At 61.4% G+C, this 22,483-nt stretch carries 22 protein-coding genes; 6 read left to right on the top strand and 16 right to left on the bottom strand.

What is annotated here, in order from left to right:
• Window positions 1-20: 20 nt before the first annotated feature.
• Genes L4923_RS00990 through L4923_RS00980 form a run of 3 tightly spaced genes read right to left on the bottom strand, consistent with a single transcriptional unit; the run spans window position 21 to window position 2,985 of the window.
• On the bottom strand, window positions 21-794 hold the full coding sequence (locus L4923_RS00990; RefSeq protein WP_239361359.1) for an SDR family NAD(P)-dependent oxidoreductase: 774 nt from the start codon (window positions 792-794) through the stop codon (window positions 21-23).
• Window positions 791-1,588, bottom strand: a complete 798-nt coding sequence (locus L4923_RS00985) for an SDR family oxidoreductase (RefSeq protein WP_239361357.1) — start codon at window positions 1,586-1,588, stop codon at window positions 791-793. The genes L4923_RS00990 and L4923_RS00985 overlap by 4 nt, the downstream gene beginning before the upstream one ends.
• A 2-nt stretch (window positions 1,589-1,590) precedes the next feature.
• Window positions 1,591-2,985: a transaminase gene (locus L4923_RS00980; protein ID WP_239361355.1), complete on the bottom strand. Its 1,395-nt coding sequence runs from the start codon at window positions 2,983-2,985 to the stop codon at window positions 1,591-1,593.
• Between the two features lie 155 nt (window positions 2,986-3,140).
• Between L4923_RS00980 and L4923_RS00975 the strand changes: the two genes are divergently transcribed.
• Window positions 3,141-3,914 carry an IclR family transcriptional regulator gene (locus L4923_RS00975; protein ID WP_239361353.1) on the top strand — a complete coding sequence of 258 codons (774 nt, stop codon included), beginning with the start codon at window positions 3,141-3,143 and terminating at the stop codon, window positions 3,912-3,914.
• Between the two features lie 161 nt (window positions 3,915-4,075).
• Complete coding sequence (locus tag L4923_RS00970; RefSeq protein WP_239361349.1) at window positions 4,076-5,023, top strand: helix-turn-helix domain-containing protein; 948 nt, start codon at window positions 4,076-4,078, stop codon at window positions 5,021-5,023.
• Between the two features lie 46 nt (window positions 5,024-5,069).
• Here L4923_RS00970 and L4923_RS00965 read toward each other — a convergent pair whose 3' ends face one another.
• From L4923_RS00965 to L4923_RS00930, 8 genes are all read right to left on the bottom strand, one after another.
• On the bottom strand, window positions 5,070-6,044 hold the full coding sequence (locus L4923_RS00965) for a branched-chain amino acid ABC transporter permease (RefSeq protein ID WP_239361348.1): 975 nt from the start codon (window positions 6,042-6,044) through the stop codon (window positions 5,070-5,072).
• A 5-nt stretch (window positions 6,045-6,049) separates the two neighbouring features.
• The gene (locus L4923_RS00960) at window positions 6,050-6,940 is read right to left on the bottom strand and encodes a branched-chain amino acid ABC transporter permease (RefSeq protein ID WP_239361347.1); all 891 of its coding nucleotides are present in this window, start codon (window positions 6,938-6,940) and stop codon (window positions 6,050-6,052) included.
• A complete protein-coding gene (locus L4923_RS00955) occupies window positions 6,940-7,653 on the bottom strand; it encodes an ABC transporter ATP-binding protein (protein WP_239361345.1) in 714 nt (237 codons plus the stop codon). The genes L4923_RS00960 and L4923_RS00955 overlap by 1 nt, the downstream gene beginning before the upstream one ends.
• Window positions 7,646-8,383, bottom strand: a complete 738-nt coding sequence (locus L4923_RS00950) for an ABC transporter ATP-binding protein (RefSeq protein ID WP_239361343.1) — start codon at window positions 8,381-8,383, stop codon at window positions 7,646-7,648. Before L4923_RS00950 ends, L4923_RS00955 begins: the two co-directional genes overlap by 8 nt.
• Before the next feature lie 126 nt (window positions 8,384-8,509).
• The gene (locus L4923_RS00945) at window positions 8,510-9,712 is read right to left on the bottom strand and encodes an amino acid ABC transporter substrate-binding protein (RefSeq protein ID WP_239361341.1); all 1,203 of its coding nucleotides are present in this window, start codon (window positions 9,710-9,712) and stop codon (window positions 8,510-8,512) included.
• Window positions 9,713-9,772: 60 nt separating this feature from the next.
• Window positions 9,773-10,162: a nuclear transport factor 2 family protein gene (locus tag L4923_RS00940; RefSeq protein ID WP_239361340.1), complete on the bottom strand. Its 390-nt coding sequence runs from the start codon at window positions 10,160-10,162 to the stop codon at window positions 9,773-9,775.
• Between the two features lie 14 nt (window positions 10,163-10,176).
• Window positions 10,177-10,971 (bottom strand): MoaF C-terminal domain-containing protein, encoded by a 795-nt coding sequence (locus tag L4923_RS00935; protein WP_239361339.1) that lies wholly within the window; start codon window positions 10,969-10,971, stop codon window positions 10,177-10,179.
• A gap of 18 nt (window positions 10,972-10,989) precedes the next feature.
• Window positions 10,990-11,778 carry an SDR family NAD(P)-dependent oxidoreductase gene (locus L4923_RS00930; protein WP_239361332.1) on the bottom strand — a complete coding sequence of 263 codons (789 nt, stop codon included), beginning with the start codon at window positions 11,776-11,778 and terminating at the stop codon, window positions 10,990-10,992.
• A 196-nt stretch (window positions 11,779-11,974) separates the two neighbouring features.
• Between L4923_RS00930 and L4923_RS00925 the strand changes: the two genes are divergently transcribed.
• From L4923_RS00925 to L4923_RS00910, 4 genes are all read left to right on the top strand, one after another.
• Window positions 11,975-13,477 carry an aldehyde dehydrogenase family protein gene (locus L4923_RS00925; RefSeq protein ID WP_239361330.1) on the top strand — a complete coding sequence of 501 codons (1,503 nt, stop codon included), beginning with the start codon at window positions 11,975-11,977 and terminating at the stop codon, window positions 13,475-13,477.
• Between the two features lie 4 nt (window positions 13,478-13,481).
• Window positions 13,482-14,264 carry a GMC family oxidoreductase gene (locus tag L4923_RS00920; RefSeq protein ID WP_239361327.1) on the top strand — a complete coding sequence of 261 codons (783 nt, stop codon included), beginning with the start codon at window positions 13,482-13,484 and terminating at the stop codon, window positions 14,262-14,264.
• Window positions 14,264-15,070: a GMC family oxidoreductase gene (locus tag L4923_RS00915; protein ID WP_239361325.1), complete on the top strand. Its 807-nt coding sequence runs from the start codon at window positions 14,264-14,266 to the stop codon at window positions 15,068-15,070. Before L4923_RS00920 ends, L4923_RS00915 begins: the two co-directional genes overlap by 1 nt.
• A gap of 180 nt (window positions 15,071-15,250) precedes the next feature.
• The gene (locus L4923_RS00910) at window positions 15,251-16,672 is read left to right on the top strand and encodes a coniferyl aldehyde dehydrogenase (protein WP_239361323.1); all 1,422 of its coding nucleotides are present in this window, start codon (window positions 15,251-15,253) and stop codon (window positions 16,670-16,672) included.
• Between the two features lie 12 nt (window positions 16,673-16,684).
• Here L4923_RS00910 and L4923_RS00905 read toward each other — a convergent pair whose 3' ends face one another.
• From L4923_RS00905 to L4923_RS00885, 5 genes are all read right to left on the bottom strand, one after another.
• Window positions 16,685-17,578, bottom strand: a complete 894-nt coding sequence (locus L4923_RS00905; RefSeq protein WP_239361311.1) for a LysR family transcriptional regulator — start codon at window positions 17,576-17,578, stop codon at window positions 16,685-16,687.
• A 111-nt stretch (window positions 17,579-17,689) separates the two neighbouring features.
• Complete coding sequence (locus L4923_RS00900) at window positions 17,690-18,733, bottom strand: YeiH family protein (protein ID WP_425530886.1); 1,044 nt, start codon at window positions 18,731-18,733, stop codon at window positions 17,690-17,692.
• Between the two features lie 154 nt (window positions 18,734-18,887).
• Window positions 18,888-19,574, bottom strand: a complete 687-nt coding sequence (locus tag L4923_RS00895) for a D-lyxose/D-mannose family sugar isomerase (RefSeq protein WP_239361309.1) — start codon at window positions 19,572-19,574, stop codon at window positions 18,888-18,890.
• Window positions 19,575-19,658: 84 nt separating this feature from the next.
• Window positions 19,659-20,405 (bottom strand): heme ABC transporter permease, encoded by a 747-nt coding sequence (locus L4923_RS00890; protein WP_425530885.1) that lies wholly within the window; start codon window positions 20,403-20,405, stop codon window positions 19,659-19,661.
• 129 nt (window positions 20,406-20,534) lie between these two features.
• Window positions 20,535-22,310 (bottom strand): glucan ABC transporter ATP-binding protein/ permease, encoded by a 1,776-nt coding sequence (locus L4923_RS00885; RefSeq protein ID WP_239361304.1) that lies wholly within the window; start codon window positions 22,308-22,310, stop codon window positions 20,535-20,537.
• Window positions 22,311-22,483 lie beyond the last annotated feature (173 nt).

Here is a 22,483-nt window from a genome sequence, read left to right as displayed (position 1 = left end):
GCGTTGCGGCCGTATTCTGCTCACACCGCCCGGTTCTGTGTCGGGGCCCGCCCGCCGCCGTCGGCCACCAGAACCGCGCCCGTCACGAAGGACGCCTCGTCGGAGGCCAGGAACAAGCAGCAGGAGGCAATCTCGGCAGGGTCGGCGATGCGCCGCAAAGCAATGCGGCCCGTCAGCGCCGCGAATTCCTGCTCCGGCGTCGAGCCGTTGGCGATCGCCGCAGCCTCCATCTCCTCCTCGCTCATCGGCGTGCGCACCCAACCGGGAGCAAGCGCGTTGGCGCGAATGCCGTCCGGCCCATGAGCATAGGCAAGCGAGCGTGTGTAGGAGACCAGCGCCGCCTTGCTCGCCGAATAAGCAGCGTTCTGCGCACTGGCATTGAAGGCCCCTACCGAGGCGATGTTGACGACGGAGCCGCCTTTTTTCTTCAGCAACGGCAGCGCGGCCCTGCATGCCATCATCGTGCCCGTTACATTGACGGCAAAGGTCTTTTCCCAAATCTCGTTGGACACCGTTTCCGGCTTGTCGGGGATCAGCAATCCGGCTGCATTGACGAGTATGTCGATCTGACCGCTGCAGGCATCGATAGCACGCGCCACATCCGCCTTGTCGGTGATGTCGCCATGCACGGCCTTGCCGCCACTTGTCTTGGCCGCATCGTCGAGCGCCTCTCCACCCAACCCGAACAGGATGATCTCAGCGCCATGCCTGCTGAAAAGCTCGGCTGTCGCACGCCCCATGCCGGTGGCGGCGCCGGTGATCAGCGCCCTGCGCCCCTGCAAGCGCCCGCTCACGACAACCCCCATTGCTTTTCGACCGCGTAACCGGTTTCAGGCAGCGTGGATCCGCCATCGACGATGATGGTCTGGCCTGTGGTGTATTTGGCTTCAGGCGACGCCAGATAGAGCATGGCGAAGGCAATATCGTCGGCTTCGCCATAATGCCCGACCGGGATAAATTGACTGAGCCGGTTCGCCACTTCGGGCTTGCTCATCGAGCCGCCGTCCTTGGTAATGAAGCCCGGCTCAACCCCATTCACGGTGATGCCATCACGGGCATATTCAAAGGCAGCGCCCCGGACAAAGGCATTCACGCCGGCCTTGGCAGCCGAATAATGCGCACCACCGGCCATGGCGACCCGCGCCGAGACCGATGATGTCACCAGGATGCGACCGAAATTCTGCTTGCGCATGATGGGGGTCGCAGCCTGTGCCAGCCAGAAACATGCCTTGAGGTTCAATGACAGCGCCTGTTCGAGTTTGTCTTCGTCGAGCTCGTCGATCGACGCCCACGGACAGCCACCGGCATTGTGAACCACGATATCGAGCCGCCCTGCTCTCGAAGCCGCGTTGCCGACGACCTCATGCAATTCCGGTCGACCAAGCCCGGTCAGTGGCACCGCGCGGACCGACAGGCTGCGGGCGGTGAGTTCTGCGGCGAGCGCCTCAGCCACATCAAGGGTACGGTTGGCGATGACGACGGAAGCACCGGCTTCGGCAAAACGGGTGGCGATCGCAGCGCCGATACCGCGTCCGCCGCCCGTCACCAAGGCAACCCGTCCGCTCAGATCGAAGCCCTGCGTGCCCATCCTCAGGAGACCCCCGCGTCGGCGAGAAGGTCGACGAAACGCCCGAACACTTCCGTATGACGATCGACCTGCTCGGCGGTCGTGGCCGGACACATCAGGAACATGGTGTGGAAGGGCGTTACCAGTATGCCTTCATTCATGTAGTAAGCGTGCAGCAGCGTCTCGAGGTCGCCGCGTCTGCTTGCAATCACCTCCGCGCCATTGCGTGGCGGCTTCGGCATGAACATGATCTCAGCGCGCGCACCGATCTGCGTGACATGCCAGGGCAGTTCGCGGGCCTTGATGATGTTCCGCGCACCTTCGGCAAGCCGGGTTGCGTTAGCTGCCATCAGTTCGAAGTTCGCAGGCGTCAAAATCTCTTCCAGCACGGCGCGCATGGTGGCCACCGTCAGCGCGTTGCCTGCCAGCGTGCCGCCGATGCCGAGATGCGCGGACTGGCGGACACGCGGATTGACCTTGGGTACGATCGTCCACAGCCGCTCGGCGATTTCTTGCGACACGCCAAAGACACCGGCTGGAATACCGCCGGCGATTGCCTTGCCGGCCACGAGCATGTCCGGCTCCAACCCATGCTGGCTGGTGTAGCCGCCGGGGCCGCTCGAAATCGTGTGCGTTTCGTCGATGATCAGAACCGTGCCTGTGCGGCGCGTGATTTCGCGCAGTGCCGCGTGAAAGCCGTCGGCAACCGGGATCATGCCGAAATTGGTCATCAGCGGCTCGGTCAGCACGCAGGCGACATCGCCGGCCGACAGCGCCTGTTCGAGCGCTTGGACATCATTGAACTCGACTACTCGTGATACTGTCGAATGATCAACGCCGTTCGGATGGATCATGTTGCGCAGGCCGACCTTGCCGTCGCGGATCTCGACATGCGCTTCCTCGACGCCGCCGTGATAGCAGCCGGAAAACACCAGCACTTTCGGCCGGCCGGTGATCATGCGGGCGATGCGGATAGCGCCGCGGTTGGCGTCGGTGGCCGACGTCGTCAGCGTCCAGTAAGGCAGGCCGAAACGGCGGGAAAGCTCCGCGCCCACCCACAGGCTGTCCTCGGTTGGCAGCATCATGGTGGTGCCGTTCTGCAATTGTTTGAGTGCTGCGCGCGTCACCGCCTTAGGCGCGTGGCCGCACATGCCGCCGGTGTCGCCGAGGGCGAAGTCGACGTAGTCGTGGCCGTCGATGTCGCGGATATGCGCGCCCTTGGCTTCTGCGGCATAGACCGGGAAGCCACCTGCCCAGCGGCGCATCCAGTGTGATGGACCGCCATAAAGGAAGTGCCGCTGCCCCTCCTCCCAGGCCTCCGCCGAGCGCGGATGGGTAAGCAGGAAGCGCTCCTGTTCCCGGTCGAGCAACTCCGCAATGGTCGCCGTGTTACGGTCTGTTCGGGCAGCAAGCGTCAAGCTGTGAACCTCCCTGTGCATGCCGTCCCAGGCACGATCGAAGCGTTATCGGTTCATTATTTGAACCGCCGTTTTATTTGTTGTATGCAGACTGCAGGCTTGGCCGCCGGCTGTCAAGTTAATTCACACGCTAACTATCGTTTTAGGGACCGATCATGAGTACCGTGCGCAAAGCCGTATCCCTGCTGGAGCTGTTCACGCTGGAAGAACCGGAAATTGGGCTTTCGGACCTCTCCCGAAAAGCTGGGCTCGACAAGGCAACGGCGCGTCGCCTGCTGATGGCGCTGGCCGAACACCGTCTCGTCGAACAAGAGCCGGTAAGCCGTCGCTATCGGCTAGGAGCCGGCCTGACGCGGCTCGCGCGTATTCGCGACGCGCAATTGCCGCTGTTGCCGGTCGCCATACCTATTCTGCGTGAGCTGTCACAGCAGACCGGCGAGACTGTGCATATTTCGGAATACAGTGCAGGAGCCTTGCTCACCATCCATGTCGAGCTCTCACCCAAGGCCAACCGCGTCAATGTCAATGTCGGCCAGATCCTGCCGCTGCATGGCACGGCGTCGGGCCTCGCCCTGCTTGCCTTCGTGCGCGAGGAAATACGACGCGACTGTCTGCGGACACCCCTCGCCGCCTTTACTCCTCACACCATGACAGACGCAAAACAGGTGTTGCAGGCCGTATGGCTTGCGGCGGAGCGTGGCTATTCGCGCAGCGGGCAAGGTTATGAGGAAGGCGTTCATTCAGTCGCGGCACCAATTCTCGGCTCCGACGGCTATCCCATCGGCACGGTGGCAATCGCATCGCCGGTATCGCGCGCCGATGATTCCGTAGCTGCGGTTCAAGGCGCCTTGGTGATTGAAGCTACCCGGCGGATCACCAAACAACTGATTGGCGAACCGGTAGAGCCAGCAGAAAGAGCATTGGGATAACAGGCTCCGACTTCGCTTGACCATCCGCTCGCGACCACTTTCATGCGCGTTGCGAAAAGAATGGTTAGCGTGTTAAGTTCCGTTTCAAATATGTCACCCGCTGATGCGGCGTTGTCATGCCAGCCCGCACCAAGACGGGAGGCCCTACCGAGGAGGAACCCATGCAGCATGCCGCCCGCCATGTCAGCATCGCCGACGGCGAAGCTTTCCTGTCTACGTCCCGCATCCTGTTCGGTCCGATCACGCAACGTTTTGCGCGCGGCTCGGTCGAATCGATCCCCAAACTGGTTTCCGTCAATCTGGGCCCGTGCCGGCTTTCCGAGATCAGAGCCAAGGCACATGTCGTGGTCAATGACCGTGCCCATTGGCGCAGCTTCGATCCCGACGCCATCAAGATCCTTGTGCAGGTTGCCGGCCGCAGCCATTTCGAGCAGCAATCGGTGGCCGTCGACCTCAATCCGCGCTCGGCCATCATCTACGATCCGGTGCGCAGCTATTCCTTGCAGAATTTGACAAGCGTCGACCAACTCATCCTGCAGGTGCCGCGTTCCACCTTCAGCGATGATACGCTGGCGAGGCTCTCCGCGCCCCTGCCCTTGCCCGGCGACGATGACAGTCTGACCCATATCGTGTCCGGACTGATGCGCATGGCCATAGACGACGGCCGCAGACTCGACGAAGCCAATTGCCGGCGCGTCGGTGAAAGCCTGATGCAGTTGGTCAATGGGCTGATCTGCGCCAAACCGCAGGTCGCGGACCAGCGTCGGTCACCGCTGGAAGCGTTGCGCGAACGCATCATCGCCTATATCGACGCCAACCTGTCGCGCAGCGACCTCTCCGCCGATGAAATCGCCCGCCATATGGGTTGTTCACGCCGGTATTTGCATCGGGCATTCGAAGGAGAAAACATCACGCTGGAGCGTTTTGTCTGGGATCGCCGCCTGGACCGCAGTCGCGAAGCTTTGATGGCGGGCAACAGCGCGTCGATCTCCGAGATCGCCTTTGCATGCGGCTTCAACTCGAGCGCCCACTTCTCGCGTGCCTTCAAGGCAAAATATGAAGTCTCGCCGCGCGAATTGCGCGATACCGTGCTTAGCCGGCTGCATTGACGATCTACCCTCCATATAGAGGGCAATCGGAGCCTCCGAGAGAGTGTTAGTTCCGTGCCACCGACATCGGCAGGATTTTCCGCACCAGTCCCTTCGGCAGGAACAGCATCGCCAGGATGATGGTCAGCCCCGAGATGATGGGGTGATAGTCCGGCACGATGATGCGGGCGACGTCGAACACTGCATACATGATGAAAGCGCCGAGGACCGGCCCGAGGATGGTGCCGGTACCGCCCACCACGGTCATCATCAGCGGCAACAGCATCCAGTCCAGGTTGAAGACGGAATCCGGTCCGACATGGAAGATGTAGTAGCTGTACAGGCTGCCGGCGAGACCGGCGATGAAAGCACTGCCGGCAAAGGCGGCAACCTTGACCTTCAGCGTGTTGATGCCGTTGGCGGACGCCGCCATCTCGTCATCGCGCACGGCGATCAGCGCCAGGCCATAACGCGAGCGCATCAGCCAGCCGATTGCGACCGCGGTGCCGACGGTGAGGCCCAGGCCGGTCCAGTAGTGCGGCATCAGCGTCTCGAAGGTGCTGGAGGGGGCAATGACGCCGAAAGCACCGCCGGTGAAGTCGCCGCCATTGACGAAGATGACTTTGACGATTTCGCCAAACCCCAGCGTGCCCAGGGCGAAATAGTCGCCCCGCAGCTTGGAAAGCAGCGGCAGGCCGATCAGCGCGGCCGCCAGTGCCGCTACCAGACCGCTCAGCACCATGGTCACAGGATCGAAGTAATAGATGCGCGGGAAGGTCTCATAGAGCGAGCCCCAGAGATAGTTGCCGCTCCACAGGATCGCCGTCGTGTAGGCGCCAAGCCCGAAGAAGGCGTGCGAGCCGAGGCTGATCTGCCCGCCGAAGCCGGCAACCAGGTTCCAGCCCTGCGCCATCACCGCATAGATAAAAACGAAGAACAGGAAGGAGAGCAGGTAGCTGTCGATCGCCCCCGGCCAGAACGGCACCAGAGCGAGGATGATGGTGAGCAGCGCTGCCGCCCATTTCCAGGATACATTGGCCATGGCGGTCATGCTTTCTTGTAGGGCCGGCTGAAAAGCCCTTCCGGCTTGAACATCAAGACAGCCAGGAAGACGCCGTAGGCGATGGCGTTGGTCCAGCCGCCAGAGATGAAGAACTGTGTGTAAGCCTCGATAAGACCAAGGATAATTCCGCCAGCCAGTGCTCCTGTGACATTGCCGATGCCGCCAAGCGCCAGCGCCACCAGCGCCTTGAGGCTGAAGATGAAGCCGGCGAATGGATTGAAGGGAAAGGTCGTCGCCACAGCAACGCCTGCGGCGCCTGCCAGCGCGATGCCGATCGCGAAGGCGATGGCATTGACCTTGTGCGGGCTGATGCCCATCAGCGTTGCCGCCGTCATATCTTCCGAGGCCGCCCTCACCGCCTTGCCGACCAAAGTCTTGCGCAGGAACAGCACGACAAGAGCGGTACCCGCGAGCGCAATCAGGAAGCCCATGGAGCGGGTGAAGGAGGCACGCACGCCCAGCAATTCAATGCCGCTCGCCGTGTAAGTGGTGACCACGGCGGCGGTGTTGCCGCCCCATATGACAGTCATCAGGTTCTGCACCAGGAACATGACCCCGACAGCAATCAGCAGTGAGATGTTGCGATCTTCCTCAGCGGCCGCCTTGCGGAACAGGCCCTGATAGATCAACCATCCGGCGACCAGACCGACCGGAACCATGATCAGTAACGACAGGAACGGGTCGATGCCGAGGTGTTGAAACAAAGCACGCACCAGATAGGCGGCCAGGATGATCATGGCGCCCTGCGCGAGGAAGATCAGGCGCATGGTACCGAAAATGAGGCTCAATCCGACGGCGGCGACACCATACATGGCGCCACCGAGCGCGCCGTTGATGGATAGCTGCAGCAGGATCTCCGGCGATGGCAAGGTCATCACAGCTCCAATACGCCCATATAGGCTTTCTGGACTTCGGGATCGGCGATGAGCTCGGCGCCCGTACCTTGCATGGCAAGTTCGCCGGTCTTCAGCACGAAAGCGTAGTCGGCGATCTTCAGCGCCTGGTGGATGTTCTGCTCGACCAGCAGGATGGTGACGCCTTGCTTGTGCAGCGCCTCGATCAGCTGGAACATCTGCTGCACCACCAGTGGTGACAGGCCGATGGAAGGCTCGTCCAGGATGAGCAGCGACGGTTCGGACATGGTGGCACGTGCAATCGCCAGCATCTGCTGTTCGCCGCCCGACAACGAGCCGGCCTTCTGGCCGGTCCTCTCCTTTAGACGCGGAAACAGGTCATAGGCCTTTTCCAGCGCGCGTTTCATGTTCGCCCGTGCCTTGGGCTGGAAGGCACCCAGTTCCAGATTCTCCAGCACGGTCATCTGGCGAAACAGGCCACGCCCCTCGGGCACATGGGCGATGCCCAAGCGGGCTATGTCTTCCGGAAGACGGCCAAGCAGAGATGTGCCGGAGAGTTTGATCTCGCCGCGCTTGGCGGGGACAAGTCCGGAAATGGCTTTCAGCAGCGTGGTCTTGCCGGCACCGTTGGCGCCAACAATGGCGACTACGGAGCCAGCGTCGACATGAATCGATACGCCCCAGAGCGCACGCACGTCGCCATAGGCGACTTCGAGATCAGTTACTTCAAGCAACCGGTTCGCCAAGATAGGCCTCGATGACTTTGCGGTTGGCGACGATTTCGGCGGGTGTGCCATCGGCGATCTTGACGCCGTGGTCGAGCACGACGACGCGGCTGCACACCTTCATGATGGCATCCACCTTGTGCTCCACCCACAGGATGGAAATGCCCTTTTCGGAGCGTGTTCGGCGGATGACTTCGACCATCTGCCTGATTTCGGTCGGGTTGAGCCCAGCCATCGGCTCATCGAGCAGCAGAAGCGACGGTTCCGATGCCACCGCACGTGCTATTTCAAGCAGCCGGCGGTCGGACAAGGTCATATGTGCCGTCGTCACATCGCGCTTTGCGCCGAGGCCGACCAGATCAAGCGCGGTTTCGGCTGCCTCCCTTGCGTGCCGCACCCGCCCGCCGGAACCGTATACCGCGCCGACCATGACGTTCTCGAACGCCGTCATGGTGAGGAAGGTGCGTACCAGCTGGAACGTGCGGGCGATGCCGTGGCGGCAAATGAGGTGTGGTGCCGCGCCGGTGATGTCATTGCCCTTGAAGCGGACCTTGCCGCGCGTCGGGGCGTAGATCGCCGTCATGACGTTGAAAAGCGTCGACTTTCCGGCGCCGTTCGGGCCGATCAGTCCAACCAGCTCGCCTCGGCCAACGACCATATCGATGCCATCCAGCACCACGAGGCCGCCGAAACGTTTGGTCACCGCCTCCAGGCTGAGCACGGTTTCGTCTGACTGCATGCTTGTTCGGTTCCTTTGCCCACTGGCTTCAGGGAAAAGACTGACTATGGTCCGTCGGTAACCGCGTGCACGACGGGACGACGCCGGCACACGGCCAGACGTCGTCCCGACGGCACCCCCAACGTTTTAGCGCTTGTCCCAGGCGGGAGCCGGCTTGTAGGTCCAGGTCCCGTTCGGGAACAGCAGCTGATGCTTGCCTTCCCACCACTGCGTTGCAACCGATGGGATCAGCGCGAAGCCGGTCTCGTCGAACTTCAGCGGACCGACCACGGTGTCCTTGAACTCCTGGTTGAAGATGGCGTCATGCACTGCCGCGGCATCGGTCGATCCAGCGCGCTCGATGGCCTGGAACAGCACCTGGGCGTTGGCGTAGAAGGCGCCGACCGTGACGGAGTCCTTCTTGTATTCGGCCTCGTAGCGCTCACCCAATTCCTTGGCGCCGTTGTAGGGATAGCTGGCCGACCAGAAACCGTCGGTCAGGACGTAGTCGGAATCCTTGCCCAGGGCGTCATGGAATTCGCCGGTCCAGGTTCCCTTCCAGCCATGGAAATATGGAACACTAAAGCCAAGTTCCTTCATCTGGCGGATCAGCGTGACGGTGTCTGCCGGCGAGCCGAACACCAGCATGGCGTCCGCGTCGGCAGCCTTCAGCTTGGTGATCATCGCCGAATAGTCGGTCGAGCCAGTCGCCCATGGATCGTTGAAGGCAAAAGTGTAGCCATACTTCTTGGCTGCCGCCTCGAACGCGCCACCGAAGCCCTTGCCGTCCGGTGAATCTTCCGTGACCAGAGCGGGGCGCTTCGGACGCTCGTTTTCCGGCAGCTTCTGCCAGATTTCAAACGGCACTTCGGCACCGGGACCTGGGTGGAAGAAGAACAGCGCCGAATATTTCATCTTCAGCGGCTGCCACTCGAACGGGAAAGCCGCCGTGATCATGTAGAATTTCTTGTACTTCTCGGCGACGATCGCACCGGCGACATTGAGCGGGCCGGAATGGGTCGAAAGCAGGATGTCGACCTTCTGCACCTTGACCAGGTTCTCGATCGCCGAGGCGACTTTGGCCTCCGTGCTTTCGTCATCGGCGATGACCAGCCTGACCGGGAGCTTCTTGCCGGCTTCCTTGATCATGATGCCGCCGGCCTTGTTGATGTCGGCCACAGCCTGCTTGTAGGCCCATTCCTGTTCCTTGCCGTCACCGGCGAAGGGGCCGGTCAGCGACACCGGCGCACCGATGACGATCTCGTCGCCGGCGGCATTGGCAATAACGGTTGCACCGCCGGTCAACACCGTAGACAGCGCGAGCGCTGCCAGCATTCCTTTCAGGCTCATTCCCATGTTCTCCTCCCAATTCCATTCCCGCCGGAAGCCGGCCGGGCCTGCCCCAGATCGTCAGCCGGTCGCCTGCGCGACCAGCTTCGTGTCGGTGAATTGCTCGAACCGCAGCACCTTGCCGTCCTCGACGTCCCAGACGTGAACGACACGCGCCTTCATCGGCCTGCCGGTGCGCTTGTAGGTGCCGGTATAAGTACCGATGCCGATAATGGTCGAACCGCCGTCGACCAGCCGTTCCAGCGTGAAGGTATACCCCTCCCATTCATCGCCGATGCGCTTGAAGACGCCTTCTATGATGGCGACGGTCCCAACATATGTGCCGGCGTAAGGAAAGCCTTCCATCTCGGTCCAGGCGGTGCGGTCGGTGATCGGCGCCATCATCGCCGCCAGATCCTTGTTGTCGGAGCTGGCGTAGTGCGCCTTGATCGCTTCGTAGTTCTTGCTCATGGCTTTACCCGCGCTCAAACCGGCGCCGGTCCCTTTCCGTAGTCGATTGTCGATTTCTTGGTGATGAAAGCGCCGGCTGGCTTGTTTTCGATGGCGCCGGTCGAGATCACGCCGAGGAACTTGCCCGTCGAGCGCATGTCTTCCCAGTTGTAGAAGAACAACGACGCCACCGGGATGATGAATTCGCGGAAGCCGAAAACGTATTGACCCTCTGCGAACTTCCAGGTCGTGGCCAGGTCGACGTCGCCATGACCGCGCTGTACACCGACGAGGTTCTGCCAGGCGTAGCGCTGCGACGACAGATAGATGTGCTCGTAGACATGGTTGGGGCTGTATTCGTAATGCGCGGTCAGGCCAACGAGGTCGCGTGACGGTGCGGGTTCGACACCCGACGGTGCCACCGAAGGATCGCCGAGCACACCGGCCAGCCATGTCTGGGCGACGCGTGGCTCGCCTGGCGCCTCGCCTGCTTCCCTCACCCTTTCGCGCACGGAAAGCACACGCCGGGTGCGGGTGTTGACGACGAAGGCTTCGTCTTCGGTTGGACGCGCCGCGAACGTCATGTTGATGAAAACAGTGTCGGCCGCGACTTCCAGCGCTTCGTACCAGTCGACACCGGCGTCCCTGCCCTCGCTCCAGGCGACGGTGTCCGCCGACGTGAAAGCCAGGTCGATTTGGCGGCCGCTGTTCAGCGTGATCTTGAAGGTCTGGCCAGCTAGCGCGCCCGTCGTCGGCAACCTGTTGGTGGCGATGCCGGCAGCGAAGTCATCGAAATGCTTCCAGTCGGCCGGTCTGTTCACGTCATTCATTGCAAGGTCCTCGAACGCTTAATCGACAAAGGCTAGGGTTGGCAGGTCCACCACCGTGGCGCCGCCATCGACGGTCAGGATCGAACCGTTCATCATCGCGGCCTCATCGGAGGCGACAAAACAGATGACGTTGGAAACCTCGTCAGGCGTCGCGGGACGGCCGAGCGGTACGTCCTTGGTGACGAGCTTGTAGGCCTCGTCAACGCTGGTGAGACCGTGCTTCTTGACGACCACCTGCATCTGCTCATCAGCCATGGCGGTAGCCACCCAACCCGGGCAGATGGTGTTGGTGCGCACGCCACGGCGGCCGTAGTCGCGCGCCAGCGATTTGCCGAGCCCGACACAGGCATGCTTCATCGTTACGTAGCCGGCTGCGGCCGGACCTGCAAACAGGCCGGCGATCGAGGCGACCACCACGATGTTGCCGCGTTGAGAAATCAGGTCAGGCAGGATTTCACGGGCACAGACGAAGGTCGTGTCGAGGTTCAAACGGGTCGACAGCGCCCATGTCTCGTCGCTCATGGAAACGGTAGGACCGACACCATGGCCACCGGCATTGGCGATCAGGATATCGACGAGGCCGAACCTGGCACGAACTTCCTTCAGCGCGGCGCGCACGGCGCCAGCATCGGCGGCGTCACCCTGCACGATCAGCGCATTTGTGTCGTTTGCCACCGCCTCTAGCGGTTCGCGGCGACGCCCCATCAGGACGATATTGGCGCCTTCCCTGACCATGCGCCTGGCGACAGCTGCACCGATGCCTGTACCGCCGCCGGTGATGAATGCGGTCTTTCCGGAAAATCTCATCGTTACCCCATGCTGGCGGGCCGCCGAGTCCGGCCCGTTCGTCTACATCGATAGTGCGATGCAGTTGGGCATAACGTCTTGTCCGAGCGGGAACTTTGTTTTGACTGAACGTGCACTTGGCTGGTCTTCGCCTTGAAGCGCGTGCGCCGTCCTCCTACGCCTCACCACACGGCCGAGTGGCCGGCAGGAGGATTTGATGAACGAGAGAGTTGTCCCCCCGATCAGCGCCGCGGCATCGGCATTCCTTGCTCGCACGCATCGCCCTTTCATCGGGGGGCGCTTTGTCGATATCGACCAGGGTGGCGCATTGCCGGTTGATGACTCGGCAACGGGTGAGATCGTTGCCCGCGTTCCCGAAAGCGGCGCTGAAATCGTTGACCAGGCCGTGAAGGCAGCACGTGCCGCACTGGAGGGTCCATGGGGCTCGATGGCGCCGGTTGAACGCGAGCGGCTGATGCTGAAACTCGCCGACGCCGTTGAAGCGGATGCGGACCTGCTGGCCGAGATCGAAAGCATCGAGAACGGCAAGTCGCTCGGCGTCGCCAAGATGTTATCGGCCGGTGGTTCGGCGAACTGGCTGCGCTATTATGCCGGCTGGGCGACCAAGATCGAAGGCGCGACGATCAATGTTTCCATTACGGTTCCGCCCGGGGCCAAGCATCATGCCATGACGGTGATGGAGCCCGTCGGTGTCGTCGGGGCCATCGTACCTTGGAACTTTCCGCTGATGATCGGCGTGTGGAAGATTGCCCCCGCACTCGCCGCCGGCTGCACCATCGTCATCAAGCCGCCGCAGGAAACACCGCTCGGCTTGCTCAGGCTCGCCGAGCTGATCGAGGCCGTCGGCTTTCCCGCTGGCGTGGTCAATGTCGTTACCGGCTCAGGTACGGTAACCGGCGAGGCGCTTATCAAACATCCCGGGGTCGACAAGCTGACCTTCACGGGCTCGACGGAAGTCGGTAAGCGTGTCGGCCATGCTGCCGTAGACCGCGTCGCTCGCTTCACGCTGGAGCTGGGCTCGAAATCGCCGATGATCCTTCTGTCGGATATGGAAGACGGCATCGAGCCGCTGCTCGCCGGCCTCGGCATGTTCTTCAACCAGGGGCAGGTCTGTACGTCGGCCGCACGCATCCTGATCGAGAAGTCGATCTATGACCGGACGCTGGCTAAGTTGGCTGACATCGCCGACGGCATGACGCTTGGCGCCGGACGGGACGAAGGCGCGCAGATCAACCCTGTCGTCTCGGAAAAGCACAAGCAAAGCGTTCTCGGCTATCTCGATCGTGCACTGGCTGCCGGCGGCGAACGCGTCAGCGGGAACCGTGCCGTGCCAGCCAAGGGCCATTATGTCGCTCCAACCATCCTGCACAATGTGAATCTCGACGCTGAGATCGTGCGGGAAGAAGTGTTTGGCCCGGTTGTCGCCGCGATGCCTGTCGCGGATCTCGACGAGGCGATCCGGCTCGCCAACGACACGCGCTATGGCCTTTCAGCGTCGGTCTGGACGCGGGATCTCGGCAAGGCGATGAAAGCTGCGCACGGCCTCAAGGCCGGCACGGTGTGGGTGAATTCGCACAACACGCTGGATCCGGCCGCGCCTTTCGGCGGTTTCAAACAGTCGGGCATCGGCCGCGAACACGGCAAGGCCGCACTGGAGAGCTACCTGGAAACGAAGACCGTCATCATGCGGTACGCTTGAGCCGATGACGCAGATCTTCGACTATATCGTCGCAGGCGCCGGTTCGTCCGGCTGCACCGTCGCGAACCGGCTGGTGACCGCCGGCAAGCGCGTCCTGCTGCTGGAAGCCGGGCCGCGCGACAACGACAAGTTCATCCACATGCCGGCGACCTTCGCCAAGGTGATCGGCACCAAACGCAGCTTCATCTACGAGTCCGAGCCGGAGACGAATGTCGGCGGGCGACGGCTGCCGATCCCGCAGGGGCGCACCTTGGGCGGCGGCTCGTCCATCAACGCGATGCTCTACATCCGCGGCCAGCACGAAGACTATGATAGCTGGCGTGACCTGGGCTGCTCCGGCTGGGCTTGGAGTGATGTGTTGCCGGCCTTCAAACGGCTGGAGCGCAATGAGCGGCTGGAAGGCACTTATCACGGCACCAACGGTCCCCTGCCCGTATCGGACGCGCGTCACAAGCACCCGCTCTCGCTTGCCTATGTGAAGGCCGCGCAGCAGGCCGGTTATCGCTACAATGACGACTTCAATGGCGAACGCCAGGAAGGCGTGGGTTTCTATCAGCTCACCACGCTCGATGCTGTGCGCCAATCGGCGGCGACCGTGTTCCTGAAACCAGTTGCCGGCAATCGCAACCTCACAGTCGTCACCGGCGCGCAAGTAAGCACGCTTACACTCGAAAACGGCGCGGCGAGCGGGCTTTCCTATACGACTGCCGACGGTCGGATGGTGCAGGCATCAGCCAAGGAAGAAGTGATCCTAGCTGCAGGCGCGTTGGCCACCCCAAAATCATGATGCTGTCAGGGTTGGGGCCTGCAGCGCACCTTGCGGAGCTGGGCATACCGGTGATCCGCGACATGGCAGGCGTCGGCAAGGACCTGCAGGATCATGTCGCAACCCCGGTCTATGCCGCGACGCGCGATCCGATCTCTCTGCTCGGCCAGGACAAAGGGCTGAAAGCTCTCCGCCACGGGCTGCAATATGTGCTGTTCGGCGCCGGGCTGCTTACCTCGAATGTAGTGGAGAGCGGTGGTTTCTTCGATACCGATGGCGACGGGCGACCCGACATTCAGTTCCACGTGCTGCCAGTGATGATCGAAAACGCCGTGCATGGCTCGGTAGGAGAGCACGGCATGGAACTCAATCCTTGCGTCTTGCGACCCAAATCGCGTGGGAAGGTGGAATTGCGCTCGCGCGACCCGAATGACCCGATCCGTTTCACCACGGGTTTCCTGTCGGAACCCGATGACCTGAAACTGCTTGTCGAAGGCGTCAAGGTTGCGCGCAACATCCTGCGACAGCCTGCCTTGCAGGCGGTGATCCGGGAAGAACTGAAACCCGGTGGCTCGGCGGATCTGCCCGAGGACAAGATCGTCGATCACATCATGCAGACAGCCAAGACCGTGTATCACCCGGTTGGCACCTGCCGGATGGGCACGGACGAGTTGGCAGTTGTCGACACGCAGCTCCGGGTCCGAGGTGTGCCACGCTTGCGCATATGCGATGCTTCGATCATGCCGCGCTTGATCAGCGGCAACACCAACGCGCCGACAATCATGATCGCTGACCGGTGTGCCGACTTCATCCTTGCGACGGCCTGACGATTGGGCAAGCGCAAACCTTCCCCATCGGCAGCTATGGCCTCATCACAAAGCGGTTGACGCTCGTTCAAATCGGGAGTTCCATTCCCGTATGCGTACGGAATTAGTCCGGCGCATCAGCATGCTTTTTGCGTTTTCAATGCCTTATGGCTGGACGATCAAGCAGGGGTGGAGCTGACAATGCTGCATGTCAAACCCGATTTGCTGCGCGAGCGCTTCGATATGCAGCGACGCGCCTTCGCAGCTGAGCCGTTTCCATCCCTTGCCGCTCGCAGAGATCGCCTAAAACGTCTTCAGGCCCTCACCGAAAATCATGAAAAGGCAATCTGCGAGGCGATTGACGCCGATTTCGGCAGCCGCTCGGCGCATGAAACCCGCTTTGCCGAGCTGTTCGTGGTGCGCGCCGGCATCAACCATGCACTTTCCCATATTGGTTCCTGGATGCGTACGCGCAGCGTCGCCACCAGCCTGCCCTTCCTGCCAGGAAAGAACCGCCTCGTGCCGCAACCCCTCGGTGTGGTTGGTGTCGTCTCGCCGTGGAACTATCCGTTTCAGCTCGCTGTTGCGCCGGCGACGGCGGCACTCGCGGCCGGCAACCGGGTGTTGATGAAACCTTCGGAGTTGACCCCTCGTTTTTCAGCGTTGCTCGCCGACCTGGTGGCCGAACATTTCGCACCGGAGGAAGTCGACGTCGTCACCGGTGACGCTGAAACCGGCAAGGCTTTCGTGTCGTTGCCGTTCGATCACCTGATCTTTACCGGTTCGACGGCTGTTGGCCGCCAGGTTGCGCTTGCCGCTGCCGCCAACCTGACGCCAGTGACACTCGAGCTGGGCGGAAAGTCGCCAGCGATCCTGGATCCATCCTGTAACATGGACGCTGCCGTGCGCAGCATCGTGTTCGGCAAGCTGCTCAATGCCGGCCAGACCTGCATCGCACCGGACTATGTGATGGTGCCGCAAGGCCAGGCCGCGACGTTGACGGAGAAATTCTCCGAGACCGTCAAGAAACTCTACCCAACTTTGAAAGCCAACACCGATTACAGTTCGATCGTTTCAGACCGCCACTACCAGCGACTGAAGAGCCTGGTTGAAGAAGCCGCTGCGGGCGGTGCTGTCGTGACCGAGGTCAATCCGGCCAATGAGGAGCTTCCTTCCGAAGGCCGCAAGTTCGCACCGACCTTTGTGCAGAGTGCACCGGAAGACTGCCGTTTGATGAAAGAGGAAATCTTCGGCCCTGTGTTGCCGATCCTTGAATATGCGTCGCTGGATGATGCCATCGGCCATGTGAACCGGCACGACCGTCCGCTTGCTCTCTACTGGTTCGGAGCCGATTCCGGGGCGCGCGAACGCGTGCTGCATGAAACCATTGCCGGTGGCGTCACTATCAACGACTGCCTGCTGCACATTGCCCAGGAGCGTCAGCCCTTCGGCGGCGTCGGCGCTAGTGGAACGGGCGCCTATCACGGCGAATGGGGTTTCCGTACCTTCAGCAAGGAAAAACCCGTCTTCCTGCAATCGCGCTTTAATGGCGGCGCACTGCTCCATCCACCTTATGGTGCGATGTTCGAGCGAGTGCTGAAAATGCTGCGGCTGGTGACCTGAGCACTGGGCCCGCTATCCGTTTGGCAAGCCTTCGCGGATCAGCCGCATGAACTCGGTCTCGGCGGCGGTTGCATATCGTTCCTTGTGGCGCAGCATGAAGAATCTGCGACGAGGCACTAGATAGTCGATCGCGATCAAATTGCCGGCAGCGAGCGCATTGGCCGCGACAAGGCGAGACATGATGGTAACCCCTGCCCCGGCGGCAACGGCGGTCCGCACGGCCTCATTGGTAGGCAGCACCAGACCGATATCAATATCGGCCTCGGAAACTCCTTCCTGGCGCAGCATTGCGGCAAGGGTCGAGCGCGTTCCCGAACCGCTTTCGCGCAGGATCCAGCTAGCCGTGGCAAGGAGTGGTCTGGCGTCCTTGCCGAGTTGGCCCCAAGGATGATCGGGGGGAGCCAACAGCACCATATCGTCCTCTGCCACGGTGGTGACTGAAAGGGTGGGCTCATCGACCTCCCCCTCGACAAAACCGAGATTGGCCTCGCCGTCGCGCACCTGGGCAGCAACCGTTTCGGTGTTGCCCATCGTCAGCGAAACGGCGATGCCGGCATGCTTCGACCGAAAGGCTTGGATGAAGGGAGGCAGCCAGTAGTTGCCGACCGTCTGGCTGGCGGCAAGGCCCAGCGAACCGACCTTCAACCCCGCGAGGTCGGCAAGCACCAGTTCAGCAGCCGCTGCACGCGCCAGAACCGCTTTCGCCTCGATCAAAAAGAGGCGCCCGGCATCCGTGAGCGCAATGCGGCGACCGACCCGGTCGAACAACTTGGTCGCGTAGCGTGCCTCGAGTGCGGCCACAGCGGCGCTCGTTGCCGATTGTGTCAGGTGCAAGTCGCGCGCAGCATTTGTCACATGCTCGCGTTCGGCGACTGCAACGAAAATACGCAACTGCTCGAGCGTCATGCCAACTCCCTAGAGCGCCCGGCTTCCGCTTGGATGCGCACACAGCGTCCTGAACTCTTGAGTTTGCACATCATGCTTTCCCGCAGCCGAAACCGATTTCGGATCGATGCGCTAGCCCATCAATGTGATCAGGAGCAGGCTGAAGCAAGCGATAAAGACAAACGCCGAAAGCGCAAGCAGCAAGGGACGCAGACCGCGCGAGCGTATCTTGCCGATGTGTGTCTGCAGGCCCATCGCTGCCAGGCCGACGGACAACATGAAGGTAGTGGCGAAGACGATCAGGGATTTGGCTTCGGCCGGCACCTCAACAATGCTGTTCAAAGCGACAACCGCAACAAAGGCGAAGACAAACCAAGGCATCGGTGGCTTGCTGGTCTTTTCAGCGACCCTGCCCCGCATGGCCATGATGCCAAGCGCGATCACCATCGGGGCCAACAGCGCCACCCTGGCCAGCTTGGCGATCGTGCTGATTTCGCCCGCCTGCGGACCAAACTGGAAGCCGGCGCCGATCACCTGCGCGATCTCATGAATGGAAGCTCCTGCCCATAAGCCGAAATCATGCTGATCGAGGCCTAACGTCGCCGCGAGCAGCGGGTAACCAAGCATCGCGATGGTGCCAAACAGCGTGACCGATGCAACAGCATAGGCGACGTCCTCGTCGCCGGCATTCGTCACTGCATTGGTCGCAACAATGGCGGAGGCACCGCAGATCGACGTGCCCGCCGCAATCAATTCAGCCAGCTTGCGTTCGACACCGAGCAATCGACCGAGGCCAAGCGTGAAGCAGAAGGTTGCCCCCAACGACAGCGCCACAATCGCGACACCGGTTAGTCCGATCGCTCCCAGTTGCGTGACTGTCAGCTGAAATCCCAGCAGGACGATGGCAAATCGAAGCAACGAGCGCTGGCAAAAAGCGATGCCCGTGCGCGTGTTGGCTGGCAGACCGACCAGGTTTGTAAAGACGATACCAACAATGACGGCCAAGATCATCGGACTGAAAATGCCGAGCCCAGGCAATTCGCGGATCGAAAAAGCCGATGCCGCGACGATTGCCGCCAGCACCACGCCGGGCCAGATCGTGGTTTTGTTGGCGGCCGCCGGCTCACCCCTTTTTACGGGCGGGGCAATCGGGCGATCAAACGATACGGCAGACACGGCATTCTCCAATTCCAGGCAGAATTGGAATGCCATTCCCCTTTTCGTCAATCCAACGCATTGTCCGTGTCAAATCATTCGATTCAAACGAACGATTGCGCTGAGGTGATGAATTGCGCCGGACGTCGCCCCGCGCCTAGGGCAAGCGATGGATTCAGCCTACCCAGCGTTCGTAGTCCGACACCAGGAGATGCAACGGCGCCTCGTCTTCTTCGATATCGGAGAAGCGGCCAATCGGCTCCCGGAAGATGTTGTCGGTGAGATCGTCATTGACGGTCGAGACCTCGCCGATCAGCACATCCTTGCCCTCGGCCCAGAAGGCATGCCAAACACCCGGCAGCAGGGTGACACTCTCACCAGGGTCCAACTTGAGCAGGCCACCGGCCGGCAGCTTGCGGATGGTGCCGTCGACTGGAACCGAGACCTCGGCCTTGGGGTCGATGCCGCCTTCGGCGTCGGGCATGAATAGTTCCAACACCAGTTTACCGCCGCCGCGGTTGATGATGTCTTCCGCCTTGATGACGTGCCGGTGCATCGGCGAGAGCTGGTCCTTGCGCGTGATCATGATCTTTTCGGCATAAAGCATGCCGGCGCCCTTCTTCATGTCTTCGAAGCGGCCGTTGCGCACTGTGAAAAGGAAAAGCCCGAGCTCGTCGAACTTGCCCTGGCCATAGTCGGTGATGTCCCAACCGAGGCGGGAATCGAAAACGCCGGCGGAAGCGTCGCGCCGCGCCTTCATTTCCTCCGGTGTCCAATAGGCAAAGGGCGGCATGACATAGCCAAAGGAGCGGATGAAGGCATCGCCCTCACGAATAATGGCGTTCACGGTCGAGCGTTTCATGGAGGCGGTCCTGTGAAAAGCGGCTGAGGTTATGCATGTCGCATAGCGCAACGCCTGTCGGCTGTCGATGCGCCGCGATCTCGGTCAGGCGTCCGCGCGACGCGCCGCCATGCGACGCATGGCAATTACCCTGCGGCGGCGGATTTCGGTGCGCATCGCAGTCAAATGGAGGGCAAAGAACAGAACTGTGAACCCGATGGCCATCACCAGGAGAGGCCATAGAAGGCTCGGATCGATTGTCGGGCCGTCGAGCCGGAATACGGACGCCGGTTGATGCAGCGTGTTCCACCAGTCAACGGAGAATTTGATGATGGGGATATTGATGAAGCCAACCAGCGTGATGACGGCAGCAGCCCAGGCGGCGCGGGTGACATCATCCAGCGCGCGGGTCAGCGCTATGATGCCCAGATACATCAGGAACAGCACGAAGACCGAAGTCAGACGTGCGTCCCACACCCACCACGTGCCCCACATCGGCTTACCCCAGATCGATCCTGTGATCAGTGCCAGCGCCGTGAACACGGCGCCAATGGGCGCTGCGGCCTTCAACGAGACGTCGGCCAACGGATGACGCCACACCAGCGTTCCTATCGCCGAGACGGCCATCAGCGAATAACACATCATGGAAAGCCAGGCGAAAGGCACATGGATGTACATGATACGTACCGTGATGCCTTGCTGGAAATCTTCCGGTGCGGCAAAGCTCATATAGAGCCCTGTCGCAAGGACGAGCACTGCAACGCCTGCCAGCCAAGGTACCAGCCTGTCTGCCAGTGCCATGAACCGGGTTGGGTTGGCCAGGTCTGCCCAATTCGAAGGGCGTGTGCTCATTTCGCTCATGAGGTGTTATTAGAACCTTTCGGTCGAGGTTTGAAGCCACACCGAAAAGACAACACCGCGCACCCAGGGGATGCGCGGTGTCAATTTTACTCAGGGATGACTGAAAACAGTCACCAACGGTCAGGCAGCTTCGCCGGTCACCGATACGATGCTGAGCCGGCGGACCTCTTCGTCGGCGAGCAGGCCACCCGCACGCAACAGCGAGGCGAAACGGCCGTTGCGCATTGAAAGTTCCTGGAAACCGCCCATTTCGACGACACTACCCTTGTCCATGAAGATGACGAGATCGGCGTCGCGCACCGTCGTCAGGCGGTGGGCAATGACAAAGGTGGTGCGGTCACGACGCAGGTCGTCGAGCGCTTCCTTGACACGGCCTTCCGTCTCAACGTCGAGCGCGCTGGTCGCCTCGTCGAGGACAAGGATCGGCGCATCCTTCAGCACCGCGCGGGCAATGGCGATCCGCTGGCGCTCGCCGCCTGAAAGCTGGCCACCACGTTCACCTACGATGGTGTCATAGCCATCGCTCTTGGCGAGGATGAAGTCCTGCGCCACCGCAGCTTCGGCAGCGGCATGCACTTCTTCGTTTGTCGCACCATCGCGACCGACGCGAATATTGTCCTCAATCGACCGATTGAGCAGGCCAGCATCCTGGAAGACGGTGGCGATTGAATGACGCAGCGACTTGCGGGTCACGGTGCGGGTATCGATACCGTCGATGAGGATGCGACCCTCGCTTGGCGTATGGACGCGCTGCAGAAGGTTGATCAGCGTCGTCTTGCCGGCGCCGGTCGGGCCAACGATGGCAACCGTCTGGCCTGCCTTCACCTCGAAGGAAACGTCCTCGACGCCCTGCGTGGAGTTGGCGAAGTTGAAGCTGACATTCTCGAAGCGGACATTGCCAGAGACCTTGCCGAGATCGCGCAAGCCTTCCGGCTCGGCGGCTTCGGCGGAATCTTCCTCGAGCTTGTAGAATTCCTCGAGCTTGGCACGTGCCTCCGAGATCTGCGTGACGAAGTTCGAGACCAGGTCGAGACGGCCGATCAGCAGCGTGGCGAAGCCGGTGAAGGCAACGACGTCGCTGATGCGCAATTCACCATGCATCACCAGGTACGAGCCGATCATCAGCACCACCATCATCGAAACAGTCGACGACAGGCGGTTCATGGCGCTAGCCAGTGCCCACCAATCCAGAACGGGGTTCTGGGCATTGAGCAGGTCCTTGACGTAGCGCTTCAGCGTTTCCGCCTCATGGCCGATACGGTTGTAGCTCTGCAGAACGGCAACATTGCTTACGGAGTCCGTCACGTGGGCGAAAACCGTATGGTAGTGGCGCTCGACATTAGCCTGGCCTTGCTTGGTCTTGCGCATGACAAGACGACCAATGGCGAAATAGAAAACGCCGAGCACCAGAAGAACGGCGGACATGCGCACGTCGAGGCTGAGCGCGGTCGGCACGAGGAACGCCAGTGCGACGACGGTCGACAGATGCTGGCGCATGAACTCCAGCCACAGCGTGAAGAGCGACTCGACCGCGCGCAGCAGCGTCTGCAGCGAGTTGGAGGTGCCGCGCTGCTGGTGCCAGGCCAGCGGCATGGTGATGACGCGTTCGAAGGATTCGCACAGCACTTCCGAGCGACGCTTGTGAGCGAAGCGGTCAGCGCCGCGAGCGACGAGAACGACAGCAATGATGTTGAAGGCGCCCAGACCTGCCCACATGACCAGTTCGCTGAATGGATTGGTGCGCTCGGCAATCGCGCCGATGACCTTACCCAATAGCATCGGCTCGTAAACCGCGACCATCGCGAGCATGACGTTTGCCATGCAGATCAGGATGAGACGCTTCTTGTCGGCGGTAAGATAGCCGAGCGCTCTCCAGTAGATTTGCAGCAGGGACAACTCAATTACTCCCGCGTAACGATCCATAGTGCGCCGCATTATTGCGGTGAACACCTAGCCCTAGATGGGTGGCAAAACAATGCCCGCCTATGCCTTCTGCTCCGTTCCGACGAACAAAACATGACAACGGGCAGAAATTTGCCGTGATCGCGTAACGGTTTGAGATAAAAGGT

Origin of the sequence: Terribium retamae, assembly GCF_022347545.1 — a bacterium.
In the GTDB taxonomy this organism is placed as follows: Bacteria; Pseudomonadota; Alphaproteobacteria; order Rhizobiales; family Rhizobiaceae; genus Mesorhizobium; species Mesorhizobium retamae.
Note: the sequence above shows the minus strand (reverse complement) of the source record. Positions and strands in the feature narration are given on the sequence as shown.

Bases quoted from the DNA above. Each gene is read 5' to 3' on its own strand.
- L4923_RS00985 (WP_239361357.1), bottom strand. From the start codon at position 1,588: ATGGGCACGCAGGGCTTCGATCTGAGCGGACGGGTTGCCTTGGTGACG.
- L4923_RS00975 (WP_239361353.1), top strand. From the start codon at position 3,141: ATGAGTACCGTGCGCAAAGCCGTATCCCTGCTGGAGCTGTTCACGCTG.
- L4923_RS00970 (WP_239361349.1), top strand. From the start codon at position 4,076: ATGCAGCATGCCGCCCGCCATGTCAGCATCGCCGACGGCGAAGCTTTC.
- L4923_RS00965 (WP_239361348.1), bottom strand. From the start codon at position 6,044: ATGGCCAATGTATCCTGGAAATGGGCGGCAGCGCTGCTCACCATCATC.
- L4923_RS00960 (WP_239361347.1), bottom strand. From the start codon at position 6,940: ATGACCTTGCCATCGCCGGAGATCCTGCTGCAGCTATCCATCAACGGC.
- L4923_RS00950 (WP_239361343.1), bottom strand. From the start codon at position 8,383: ATGCAGTCAGACGAAACCGTGCTCAGCCTGGAGGCGGTGACCAAACGT.
- L4923_RS00945 (WP_239361341.1), bottom strand. From the start codon at position 9,712: ATGAGCCTGAAAGGAATGCTGGCAGCGCTCGCGCTGTCTACGGTGTTG.
- L4923_RS00940 (WP_239361340.1), bottom strand. From the start codon at position 10,162: ATGAGCAAGAACTACGAAGCGATCAAGGCGCACTACGCCAGCTCCGAC.
- L4923_RS00935 (WP_239361339.1), bottom strand. From the start codon at position 10,971: ATGAATGACGTGAACAGACCGGCCGACTGGAAGCATTTCGATGACTTC.
- L4923_RS00930 (WP_239361332.1), bottom strand. From the start codon at position 11,778: ATGAGATTTTCCGGAAAGACCGCATTCATCACCGGCGGCGGTACAGGC.
- L4923_RS00925 (WP_239361330.1), top strand. From the start codon at position 11,975: ATGAACGAGAGAGTTGTCCCCCCGATCAGCGCCGCGGCATCGGCATTC.
- L4923_RS00920 (WP_239361327.1), top strand. From the start codon at position 13,482: ATGACGCAGATCTTCGACTATATCGTCGCAGGCGCCGGTTCGTCCGGC.
- L4923_RS00915 (WP_239361325.1), top strand. From the start codon at position 14,264: ATGCTGTCAGGGTTGGGGCCTGCAGCGCACCTTGCGGAGCTGGGCATA.
- L4923_RS00910 (WP_239361323.1), top strand. From the start codon at position 15,251: ATGCTGCATGTCAAACCCGATTTGCTGCGCGAGCGCTTCGATATGCAG.
- L4923_RS00905 (WP_239361311.1), bottom strand. From the start codon at position 17,578: ATGACGCTCGAGCAGTTGCGTATTTTCGTTGCAGTCGCCGAACGCGAG.
- L4923_RS00895 (WP_239361309.1), bottom strand. From the start codon at position 19,574: ATGAAACGCTCGACCGTGAACGCCATTATTCGTGAGGGCGATGCCTTC.
- L4923_RS00890 (WP_425530885.1), bottom strand. From the start codon at position 20,405: ATGAGCACACGCCCTTCGAATTGGGCAGACCTGGCCAACCCAACCCGG.